The organism is Lutibacter sp., assembly GCF_013139515.1.
GTDB lineage: Bacteria > Bacteroidota > Bacteroidia > Flavobacteriales > Flavobacteriaceae > Lutibacter.
The window spans coordinates 1-12,346 of sequence record NZ_WTAR01000128.1 but is presented as its reverse complement, the minus strand read 5'-3'; the positions used below and the strand labels follow the sequence as shown (position 1 = coordinate 12,346).

General features: G+C 30.9%; 7 protein-coding genes. 3 read left to right on the top strand and 4 right to left on the bottom strand.

The annotated features are described in order from the left end of the window. The 4 genes from GQ540_RS11195 to GQ540_RS11180 are packed head-to-tail and all read right to left on the bottom strand — an operon-like array spanning position 1 to position 5,664. Complete coding sequence (locus GQ540_RS11195) at positions 1-1,677, bottom strand: cytochrome c3 family protein (protein WP_291801051.1); 1,677 nt, start codon at positions 1,675-1,677, stop codon at positions 1-3. Continuing rightward, positions 1,656-3,491, bottom strand: a complete 1,836-nt coding sequence (locus GQ540_RS11190) for a hypothetical protein (RefSeq protein ID WP_291801048.1) — start codon at positions 3,489-3,491, stop codon at positions 1,656-1,658. The genes GQ540_RS11195 and GQ540_RS11190 overlap by 22 nt, the downstream gene beginning before the upstream one ends. Then, positions 3,488-4,849: an NAD(P)-binding domain-containing protein gene (locus GQ540_RS11185; protein WP_291801046.1), complete on the bottom strand. Its 1,362-nt coding sequence runs from the start codon at positions 4,847-4,849 to the stop codon at positions 3,488-3,490. Before GQ540_RS11185 ends, GQ540_RS11190 begins: the two co-directional genes overlap by 4 nt. Next, positions 4,837-5,664 carry a hypothetical protein gene (locus GQ540_RS11180; RefSeq protein WP_291801044.1) on the bottom strand — a complete coding sequence of 276 codons (828 nt, stop codon included), beginning with the start codon at positions 5,662-5,664 and terminating at the stop codon, positions 4,837-4,839. Before GQ540_RS11180 ends, GQ540_RS11185 begins: the two co-directional genes overlap by 13 nt. A 116-nt stretch (positions 5,665-5,780) precedes the next feature. On the opposite strand from GQ540_RS11180, the gene GQ540_RS11175 reads away from it, so the two are divergent. The 3 genes from GQ540_RS11175 to GQ540_RS11165 form a co-directional block, all read left to right on the top strand. Next, positions 5,781-7,292: a bifunctional metallophosphatase/5'-nucleotidase gene (locus GQ540_RS11175; protein WP_291801042.1), complete on the top strand. Its 1,512-nt coding sequence runs from the start codon at positions 5,781-5,783 to the stop codon at positions 7,290-7,292. 70 nt (positions 7,293-7,362) lie between these two features. Further along, the gene (guaB, locus tag GQ540_RS11170; RefSeq protein WP_291801040.1) at positions 7,363-8,832 is read left to right on the top strand and encodes an IMP dehydrogenase; all 1,470 of its coding nucleotides are present in this window, start codon (positions 7,363-7,365) and stop codon (positions 8,830-8,832) included. Between the two features lie 325 nt (positions 8,833-9,157). Beyond that, positions 9,158-12,346 (top strand): hypothetical protein (locus tag GQ540_RS11165; protein ID WP_291801038.1); only part of this gene is annotated, 3,189 nt, incomplete at its 3' end.

The following is a 12,346-nucleotide window of genomic DNA, read 5'->3' as shown; positions in this document are numbered from 1 at the left end:
TTATTCTCTTCCTGTTGGGTGACATCTATAGCATTCACTACTTACATATGCATAACCATTTTCACCACTGTGATCATCATCTACTTCAGCTTTATTACTGTGCTCATGACAATCAATACAACTAAAACTTGAGTAATTATTAGCAACAGTGTGGCATTCAATACAATTACTCCATTCACCTTGATGATTTCCACTATAGATTGGAAAATATTGGTTATCATGGTCCCAAGTAGAAGGCGTCCAGCCACCTATAGTATGACATTCCGTACAGTCTGTTGGGAATTGAGCACTACTGTGATTAGGATCATTTGTACTATTATAATCACTTTGATGACAGCTTATACATTCTGGAGATGCATCATTATAATTTCCTGTTGTATGACATTGAGTACAATCTTGAATATCATGTCCCAATGTTAGTGGAAAGAAATCATGATTAAATGTTGAAGGAGTCCAACCACCTGTTGTGTGACAAGCTGTACAATCTGTATTAAATGCAGTACTTGCATGATTTGGGTCGGTTGTAGTATCATATGTTGATTGATGACAACTTACACATTCTGAAGAGGTATCAGAATAATTTGCAGTTGTATGACATTGTGCACATTCTTGAATATCATGCCCCAATGTTAGTGGAAAGAAACCATGATTAAATGTTGAAGGTTCCCAACTGCTTTCGGAATGACAAGATTCACAATCAGTAGGGAAATTTGAATTACTATGATTTGGGTCTGTAGTGTTATTATAATCATCTAAATGACAACCCGCACAGGTATTAGGTGTGTTGTTGTAATTACCATATTCTGGTTTATGGCAAGTATTACAATCACTAGCAATTTCATTATGAGCTCCATTTAATGGATAGAAATCATTATGATTCCAAGTTGTTGGAGTCCAATCTGGATTTGTTGTGTGGCAAGTGGTACAATCAATAGAAAATTCAGCAGCTTCATGGTTAGGATTTTCAGTTGTATCAAAATCTGTTTGATGACAACTGATACATTCAGAAGAAATAGCTGTATAATTATTATCAATATGACATAATTTACATTCTTGAATATCATGACCTAAAGTTAAAGGGAACATTTCATGATTAAAAACGGCAGGTGACCATGAAGTTGCAAAAGCACTATGACATTCAGTGCAATTTGTAGAAAATTCAGCACTTTTATGGTTAGGGTTTATTGTTTCATCAAAATCTGTTTGATGACAGTTTAAACAATCATTACCAATAGCATCAAACCTTAAATTAGTTTCAGATGTGTGGCATTCAGCACAATCTAAACTATTATGTGCACCAACTAAAGCAAAACCGTTTTCTTCATGTAGTTCAGGAATAGTATTCACTATCCAATTATTTGAAGTATGACATCTTGCACAATCATTTCCAACTGATGCGCTATGAACATCAGTATGACAAGAAATACAGCTAGATTGTGCTTCATTAAAAACCAATGTTGAATGGCAATTCACACAATTAGTTTCGGCATGTGTTTCCTCTAATTTAAATTGAGTTGATGTATTATGATTAAACTTAATTGTGTTTACATCTATTGACCAACCATTTGGATTGTGGCATTGTGCACAATCAATTTTTAACTCAGTTCCATGAGGAGATTGAGCAAGTAGTTGCATACTTATTAGTAATGCAATTATTATTGATGACAGTCTATACATTGGTGTTTTTTAATTTTATAATTAAAACTAGTATTTTCAGTTTCTATAGCAGCAATATGGCATTGACTGCACTCAATTTTAGCATGTTTTCCTTCTAAAGGAAATGCAGTAGTATTGTGGTCAAATTTTTCTGGAACCCAACTTTCATAAATATGACAGCGTACACAATTAGTTTCTCCGTTTATTTCAAATTGATTTTCATGCTTATTTTCATGACAGTTTGTACAATTTGAATCTAAGTTTTTAAATTTTTGAATAAATGAATTTTCTTCAGTAGCTGTTATATGGCAATCTTTACAAGCTGTTTCAAGATGTTTACCTTCTAAAGCCCAAGTTGTGTTATTATGATTAAAAGTGACAGAATTCCAAGTTTCATTTGTATGACAAGTACTGCAGTTATTTTCAGGGTAATAAGTGTTTGTAATATAATTTTCATGAATATCTTCATGGCATTCAACACAAGTATTACCTTTATCTTTGAATCTCCATTTATCATCTTCCTCATTTACATGACAAGCAAAACAAGGTGTTGCAGAGTGCGCTCCATCTAATGGGAATTGTGTTAATTCATGTTGTTCTAAACCAAACAAACTAGTTTCAAAACCACTTTCAAGTGAATGACATGTGCTACAATCTGGTGAAGTATTATTTTTAATAAATTCACCTTCGTGATAATCTGTGTGACAACTTGTACAAGATGAATACTCCAAAGCATCGGTAAATTTTCCATATTCATGACATTTTTTACAATCAACTTCTGTATGTTTTCCTTCTAAAGAAAAATCTGATAAATTATGATCAAAGGCTTTCATAGTTTTTGATGAAACAAAATTATTTTCGCTGTGGCATTTTATACAATCGTTACCTAATTTTCCTTCATGTGTATCAGTATGACATTCTATACAATTGGTTTCATTTATGTTTTTTTTATCTTGAAAAACCAACGTTGGGTTTGATGTTTTTGTATGACAACTAAAACAATCTATTTGTTTATGTTTTCCTTTTAAAGTGAAATTTGTTGTATTGTGATTAAATTTTCCTCTTCCTTTAAAAATTGAAAAAGACTCTTCAGTATGACATTGAGTACAGTTTCCAGTTATTTTTTCATTATGTGGATTGTCATGACAAGATTTACAGTCGTTAAAAGGAGTATTATTAAATTTTTGAAAATCTTTTCCATTTTTTTGAGTTAGCTCATGACATTTTTTACAATCTACCGTTTCGTGTTTTCCTTTTAATTTAAAACCTGATTCGTTGTGATCAAATTTTGACGCAGGAGAAAATTCTTTGGTAGTATGGCATTTTGTACAATCGTTTGATGATAAGGTTTTTTGATGATAATCATCATGACAAGTCAAGCATTTAGTTTCTAATCCAAGAAATGTATTGGGTCTTTTTTTAATTTCTTTATTTTCAATAAAATCAGCAACATGACATTTTTTACAATCTATAGTTTCATGTTTTCCATCTAATTTATAACCCGTAAGTTTATGATTAAAATTATCTTCATCAAACCTAACCATTTCAAATTTACGCCCGTGATGTTCGCTATGACATTGAAAGCAATCTTTATTTTTTACATCAGTACTATTATGATATCCTCGTTTATTGGTAATAAGTGACTGAATATTATCATGGCAATCAAGACATTTTTCGTTTGTTACTTTTTCACCTAATTCGTGACACAATGTGCAATTACTCATCCCTTCAAATTCAGCATGAGCTTTTGTTAAATCTCCCGGAGAGATTTGGCTGTAACTATTAATTACAAACAATAAAAAAATTGCAATGCTATGAATGAATTTATTTTTCAAGATACTTTTTTATGCGTTTTCATGATGTAACCAAACCTTTTAGAAATTTGAACTCCAGTTTTTTGTAAAAAAGCTGTTGGTAATTCACCGCCAGCAAAAATATAAACCAAATCATTTGAAATGGTCTCATTCTTACTGTTTCCAATAGTGTTTAGAAGCACATGGTTTTGATGAATTGAGGTTAAATTGGAATTAAACATTACTTTTATGCTGTTATTTTTAATTGCTTCATTAATTTTTTCTCGGTTTTTAGATTTTAACCTTGAAAAAGTATCTTTTCTGTAAGAAAGTGTTACAGAATTGTTATCTTTTAATAAAAGAACAGTTTCAATGGCAGAATCCCCACCACCAACTACAATTATTTTTTTATTGTTTATTCTTTCGGCTTCTAATAACCTGTAGGCTACTTTAGTAGATTCTTCACCAGATATATTTAATTTTCTGGGACTTCCTCTTCTTCCAATGGCTAATAATATATTGTTGCAGATATATTCTTCGTTATATTTTGTAATTATTTTAAATGTATTGTCTTTTAATAAATTGATACTTTCAACTTTCGTGTTTTCAGTGATTTCAATATGGTGTTTATCAATCACCTTTTTCCAAAGTTGCAATAATTCATCTTTTGAAGTATTGTATAATTTTACTTTACCGTACAGCGGTAAATTCATAGGTGAAGTCATTACAATTTTTTGTCTTGGAAACGTGTAAACTGTACCTCCTAACGAATCTTGCTCTAAGGTTACAGAAGTTAGTCCGTGTTTTTTAGCAGCCAACGTTGCTGAAATTCCAGCAGGACCAGCTCCAATAATACCTACATCAATAACTTTAGGAATAGATTTTTTCTTAGATTTTACAATGTTTTCAATTGCTTGTTGTCCTTGTTCAACACTGTTTTTAATCAAACCCATTCCGCCCAATTCACCAGCTATATAAACACCTTTAGAATTTGTTTCAAAAAATTCATTTACATGCGGTAAATCAATTCCTCTTGTTTCGGTTCCAATGCGTAACGAAATTGCTTCAACAGGGCAACCATGAAAACAAGCTCCGTGTCCAATACATTGTGAAGTATTTATAACCGTTGCTTTCCCATTAACAACACCTAAAATATCTTTTTCTGGACAATCAGCAATGCAAGCAGCACTACCAATACAAGTGTTTAAATCTATGAAAGGGTGTAATGAAACAGGTTCAAACAAGCCTTCTTCTTTAGCAATTGCAACCTTTTTTTCAATTATTGTTGAATCTACTTTTTTCTTTCGTAAATAAAAGATAATAATAATTGCACAAATTAAAAGTACAACTCCGTAAATTACAGTTTGTTCTAAAATTAATTGTTTTACTAAAATAACCATTTATAGCCAAGTGTTAGGGTTACAATAATATGAATTACTACAATTACAAGCATTATTAATGCAAAAGGCATATGTAATACGTGCCAATATTTTAGTAATTTTTGCATGGTTTGAAGCCTTGCTATTTTACCTGAAAGTGACTTTTCTTTTTTAACCATTTTTAGAATGGCAATACATTCACTTTTTGGAATATTACTTTTTTGAAGTTCTTTTCTTAGAGAAGCAATTGTAAATTTTGATTTTTTACTGGAGTCTTCATTAGTTATACTAACAACTATTTGAATGGTCTCATTATCTAATTTAAATTTTTCACTTAACACTGTTGCTAAATCAGTTTTTAAGCTTTTTACTTCGTTTAAGCTAAGTTCTCTACCTTCAATAGTTCTAGGTATTTGTATGTAAATATATCTTCCAACCACGCCACTTAATACAACAGCAACCATGCTCCAAAAAGCAATGGAAACAATACCTCCAAATTTAAAAGCAGTATGAAAAAGTATTAGAATAGGGCCTAATACACATAAAAAAATATGAAACTCTAATAAGTATTTTAGTCTTAATTGTTTAACCATAAAATTATATCTTTTTCTAGCTATATAAATGGAAACACCAAAAAGAATAAAGAAAGTTCCAAAAATTCCTAAACCTTGTCCGTAAATTCCGCTAGATTTAAACCAGCTATAATGTGGGTGATAAAAACGTTCTTCTAAAGGTGTTTGATAATAACTATAGCCAGTGTAGCTTAGATAAAAAGTAACTACAACAACAATTATAACCATTATTGTAATATATGAGGTATGGATAATTCTGTTCAATTTTTAAAAGTTTAATGAATTATACTTTTAAAACAAGTATTATTAAATTAACCCTACTTAACTTTTGCTTTTTATTTTTAATATTATAGCGTAGCTTTGTCATTCAAAAAAACAGAATGAAAAAATTAGGTTACATTTTACTTGCTTTTAGTTTATCATTTACAGCGTGTTCTACAGAAAATGACATCGTAAATTTTACTTTTTTACAATTAAATGACGTTTATGAAATAGCACCTTTAGAAGGTGGTAAAGTAGGAGGGATGGCTAGAGTTGAAAAGTTACATCAAGATTTATTAATAGAAAATCCAAATACATTTATGTTTATGGCGGGTGATTTTTTAAATCCATCACTGTTAGGAACTTTAAAATATAAAGGAGAAAGAATTAAAGGAAAACAAATGATTGAAGTAATGAACGCTATGAAATTTGATTTGGTGGCCTTTGGAAATCATGAATTTGATTTAAAAGAGAATGAATTACAGCAACGTTTAAACGAGTCTAATTTTCAATGGATTGCTACCAATCCAATTCATAAATTAAATGATAGCATTACGCAACGTTTTGCAGTTATTAAAGATAGTATAAGACACGAGATTCCAAAAACAGTTTCATTTAAGGTGAAAAATAATGCTGGTAAAGAAATTGAAATAGGTTTTTTTAGCGCCACAATAAATTCAACACCAAAAGAGTATGTAGCATATGGTGATTTTTACGAATCGGCTAAATATGCGTACGCTAATTTAAAAACGAAGAGCGATATTGTTTTTGGTCTCACACATTTAACTATTGAGCAAGATGAAATGATTGCTAATATGTTTCCTAAAGTACCATTAATTATGGGAGGACATGAACACGTAAATATGTCCGTTCCTGTTGGAAATGCTAAAATTACAAAGGCTGATGCGAATGCAAAAACAGTTTATGTGCATAGAATTTCATATAATACAAAAACGAAAGAAACAGTAATTAATTCTGAATTGGTTCCTATAACAAAAGAAACAGGTATTGATAAAAACGTAGATAAAATTGTTCAGAAATGGAACGTTTTATTAGATGAAAAAATTAAAGAAATTCTACCAAATCCAGATGAAGTTATTTTTACAGCTGAAATTCCTTTAGATGGTAGAGATACACCAGTTAGAAGCAAACAAACAAATTTAGGTTTGTTAATTACTAAAGCAATGGCTTATAGTTTTAATAATGAAGTAGATTGTGCAATTGTAAATGGAGGTTCTATAAGAATTGACGATCAATTACAAGGAGATATTACAGGAGTTGATATTTTTAGAGTGTTACCATTTGGAGGTGAAGTTTTAAAAGTTGAATTAAAAGGTAGCCTGCTTAAAAAAGTATTAAATTATGGTAGATTAAAAGCTGGGAAAGGAGCTTATTTACAGCGATATAATGCTAGTTATGATAAAGTTACAAAAAAATGGACTGTAAATAATAAACCTATTATAGCAGCTAAAATCTACACAGTTGCTTTTAGCGATTACCTATTAAGAGGTTTTGATATTCCTTTTTTAACTTCAGAAAATAAAGATGTTATCATAGTTTACGAGAATAAAGAAACTGATGTAGCTAAAGATATTAGAAAAGCAATAATTTTATATTTGAAGAATCGCTAAAAAATAAAAATAGGTATTTAATATAAATAGTGTAAATTTGCTCGCAATTAATTTATAAGTTGATTGCACCATGATTTCAAACACTTCAAAATTTGTAGGAGAAGGTTTAACCTACGATGACGTATTATTAGTTCCAGCATTTTCAGAAGTTTTACCACGCGAGGTAAATATTCAAGCAAAATTTACAAAAAACATTACTTTAAACGTTCCTGTTGTTTCTGCAGCAATGGACACAGTTACAGAATCGGAAATGGCAATAGCTATGGCACGTGTTGGCGGCATTGGTGTTTTGCATAAAAACATGTCTATTGAAAAGCAAGCTAATGAAGTTAAAAAAGTAAAACGTTCAGAATCAGGAATGATTTTAGAGCCTGTTACAGTAACTAAAGACGAAACTGTACTTGTTGCAAAAAACTTAATGCGAGAATATAGTATTGGAGGAATTCCGGTTGTTGATGAAAATGTAAAATTAATTGGTATTATTACCAATAGAGATTTACGTTTTGAAAGTGATAATACTCGATTAATTGCTGAAGTAATGACTTCAAAAAATTTGGTTACTGTTGCTGAAGGAACTTCACTAAAAGAAGCTGAACTTGTTTTACAAAATAATAAAATTGAAAAACTTCCAGTTGTAAATGCTAATTATAAATTAGTTGGTTTAATAACCTATAGAGATATTATAAAAGTTATTGAAAACCCAAACGCAAATAAAGACAAATATGGTCGTTTACGTGTTGCAGGAGCAATTGGAGTTACTGGTGACGCTTTTGAGAGAGCTGAAGCGTTAATAAATGCAGGTGTTGATGCATTAATAATAGATACTGCTCACGGACATACAAAAGGTGTGGTAACTGTATTAAAAGAAATAAAAGCTGTGCATCCTGAAACAGATATAGTTGTAGGGAATATTGCTACAGGTGCCGCTGCAAAATATTTAGTTGAAGCAGGTGCTGATGCTGTAAAAGTAGGTATTGGTCCGGGTTCAATTTGTACTACACGTGTTGTTGCAGGTGTTGGTTACCCACAACTTTCGGCAATTATTGAAGTTGCTGAAGCAATTAAAGGCACAGGAGTTCCTGTAATTGCAGACGGTGGTGTGCGTTATACAGGTGATATTCCAAAAGCAATTGCAGCTGGTGCAGATAGTGTTATGTTAGGTTCTTTGTTAGCTGGTACTAAAGAATCTCCAGGTGAAACTATTATTTTTGAAGGACGAAAATTTAAATCGTACCGAGGGATGGGTTCTGTAGAAGCTATGAAACATGGTTCAAAAGATCGTTATTTTCAAGATGTTGAAGATGATATTAAAAAATTAGTTCCTGAAGGGATTGTAGGAAGAGTACCTTACAAAGGTGAATTGCAAGAAACAATGCATCAATTTATTGGGGGTTTACGTGCTGGTATGGGATATTGTGGCGCTAAAAATATTGCTGCTCAAAAACAAGCTAAATTTGTAAAAATTACGTCTGCTGGTATGCGAGAAAGCCACCCACATGATGTTACAATCACAAAAGAAGCACCAAATTATTCAAGGTGATAAAATTTAATTGTTAGTCTGAAAGGTCTATAAAGAATAAATTATTAATGTAAAAAGCTGAAAAGAAATTTTCGGCTTTTTTTTGTTTATATAGATTTCATTTTTGATTTATTCAAAATGAAATGAACTCTGCCTTATTGACTATGTAGGCGGATATAAATCAAAATATAAACTAATACGTTTTCGTTGATTTCATTGCATTCTGAATAAAAAAAGAGGAAAATATCTTAAATTTGTAAGAGGAGAAACCAATGCAATTAATGGATAATTGAACACTTGTTTTTTTCTCTTTAATGTATAGTTTTAATAGTCTAAATTTTTAAAAATGAAAAAAGGAAATAGCTTAAGTAAGGAGCAAATTATTAGAGTTAGAAAAGATACTGTTAGATATATAAACCTTCAGTTGGCTGCTTTAGGGCAACCTCTTTACAATGATAATGGAGAAACAGATTTTTGCAATCCGAATTTTGAATTTTTAACCAATAGTCTAATCAAAAGTTTAAGAGAAAAATCAAGGTTATTATCAGATTATCAATCACCTGTAGACTCACGAATTCAAAACTTCTTAAATAGTTATCTTCAAGATATTAATGCTGATATTGAGTATACAATACCAAACAACACATTGGTTTTAAATCAGAAAGGCCATGCTAGAGAGGTTAGCTTACCTCCTAATGGAAATTCATTTAAGAGTGAAAATATTACATCTCATAGAATAAAACAAGGAATATTAAATAACCCTATAAACGATAAAAGAACTACTAAAGGAACTTTTCATATTGTAGCAGGAGATTTACCTGTACCTTTAGATAAAAAAGAAGTTCCAAAAGTAGCCTTTGCACATTTTTTAAATGCGGCATTTAATCCTTCTGATGAATTAAAAACCTTGCCATTTACAGCAAATCAACCAAATAAAGCTAAATTAATGGTTTCGCTATTAATGCGCCCTATGGTTTGCCCAGAGGTAAAAGGAGTTATATCTAAAAAAAGTTTAGAAGTTCGTTTTTTTGCTCCAGGTAGTTTGGTAAGTAATTTAGATTTTGTAGAGTCTATTTTTGGTAATTCAGGCGATCCAAATTTAGCTAAAAATGATGCTGCATTAGATACAGAACATTGGACAGGACATACTGGCTGTATTATTTTAGCTCCACAATTAAAAACACTAAAGAAAAAAGATGTTGGTTTACCTCATTTTAAAGATGCTACTACACGTCAAAAAAAGGATGGAATGTGTTGGGAAAATGAGAATGAGCTTTATAATGATGGTGGTGCTTTTAAAGTAACTTGTAGAGATGATAGAGGAGTAGTAGTTACCATAATTGCTGATAATTACTTTGGGTATTCGAAAAAAGAAATTAAAACTCAAATTAGTTATTCAGCCAACTTATTTGGTTTAGTTGAAGAAGAACATTCAGGTGGTGCTATTGCATTTCCAAGAGGTGTTATGGGAGATATTGTAGATGGAAGTGCTTTTTCTGAGAAATTTGGAAACCGCTTTAAGTTTGAAGATGTAAAAACATTATTAGGAGATAGAATTGATGTTAAAAAATCTAACTATGCAATAGATAAAAAATATCCAGATATAGTTTATATCCCAGAATCAGCATACATAAACACAAGTACAAATAGTATAACATGGCAGCACAATAATGAAGATCAAAAATTAATTTTGTCTCCTCATAAAACATATGTACACCCAACTGGAAATAAATTTAGCTTAGAAAAGCATCATACAATCTCTTTATGGAGAATTGTTAATACATCTCCTGAAGGTATTTTTTGTCATAAACCTTGTACAGTTTCGGGTGGTGGCAAATCAGAAATTTCCAAATCTATGCAAAATGCAATTACTTATAGTGCATTTAATATTCAAGACATAGATGAAGATTTTAAAAAGGCCGATGAAATTATTGAATATAATTATTCTACAAGATGGGCAAACTACGACCCGTCATTAAAACCTTCAAGATCATTTTTAAGTAAAGGTAGAACTTTAGGTTCGGCAGTTAAATTACTAACACCTTCAAATAGAAATAATGATGAATATAATGAGTTTTTAAAGAATATACCTGTTCATATTAGATCACTAGTTTTATTTGTGAAGCGATTATACCGTCAAGACCACGAAGCCTTGAATTGGAAAGACTGTATGTCTGTTGAAGTAATTAATGGTAAAAAAGGTACAGGGCTTCAATATTTTAACAACCCTGTTATTGGTGGTTATGTGCGTATTGGATTTAATACCGAAGGAAGGTGGTTGTTAAACAAACTGAGATCTGATTTTTCTGCAAGTAAAAAAATACAAATGGAGGATGATATTTCAGCTACAATTACACTTCCAAGAGAGCGATTTAAAAACTTAAATAAAGAATTTACAAATAAGAGTTTAAAAGTAGTTTCTAATTGTGAATCACACTTATTTCAAAGACCAGATGAAGCAATTGTTAGAGGATATGATGAAGGTGCAGAGCGTGATATTGTATCATACAATACGTTTTTAACAAATTATGAGCTTTTAACTAAAAAGGATGCTAAAGAAATTTTTGAAGACACTATAAATTTTGATAAATACACACAACCAGTTAAAGATTTAATTTTAAGTATTGTAAATAGTGTGAAGGATGAAGATTTTTTTGTACTTCCATCACACACAAGAATTGTTGATGGTAAGCCAACTAAAAACCCTCGTTACTTAGAGCCTAATATTTTTATAAATGAAACTGAAGATAGTTATTTAGGTGAAGTTGGAGTTCGTTTATTTAGAAAAATTAAATCAGAAGAGCCTGTTATAAATGTAGTAAATGCTGTACTACCTGGAAGAAGAAACAATCCTATAGATAAAAAAGCAGGAATTCGTCCTTTAGCAGTATACAACCCAATACATTATCAAGAAGCACCAGAATTATTTATGGACTTTATTTCTAGCCTCACGGGTAAATCACCATCCACAACTGGAGCGGGATCTGAAGGAGCTTTAACCAAAGGCCCATTTAATATGTTAACACCTACAACCGATTTAAATAATGCTTTGCTATCTCATATTTTAACTGAATCTGATGCTTTTAGTACTGCAGCCGGTTATGTTGGTGCTGATAACAAAGTAGATCACGATATAAGTCTTTTAATTCCTGAAATTTGGGCACGTTTAGAACCAAATGATAGAGACCCTAGATTATTGATTGCAAATGGTTCTCTTGAGAAAATAAACGACTTTGAATACAATGGCACTAAAGTTTTGGCAAGTAGATTAGGTTATAGAATAACAAGTACATTCTCATTAAGATGTTTAAATCGCTTATTTGATGAACCTAATGCCGTTTTTAACGAAAAAATGTTAAAACCTGAATTACAGGGGGTAGAAGATTTTGTTGATGGGATTCATAATATTGTTGAAACTCAAAAGAAAGTAGCAGATCGCTATTTTGAAGACGGAAGTATTGAATCTGCCATACCACCACTAAAAATTTTACTTCATATAATGGCTTATGGCAATTTTGAAGGAAAAGAAATAAGT

What these genes read in the sequence shown, in the direction of transcription:
- GQ540_RS11195 (WP_291801051.1), bottom strand. Translation starts at nt 1,677, where the DNA reads ATGTATAGACTGTCATCAATAATAATTGCATTACTAATAAGTATGCAA.
- GQ540_RS11185 (WP_291801046.1), bottom strand. Translation starts at nt 4,849, where the DNA reads ATGGTTATTTTAGTAAAACAATTAATTTTAGAACAAACTGTAATTTAC.
- GQ540_RS11175 (WP_291801042.1), top strand. Translation starts at nt 5,781, where the DNA reads ATGAAAAAATTAGGTTACATTTTACTTGCTTTTAGTTTATCATTTACA.
- guaB (WP_291801040.1), top strand. Translation starts at nt 7,363, where the DNA reads ATGATTTCAAACACTTCAAAATTTGTAGGAGAAGGTTTAACCTACGAT.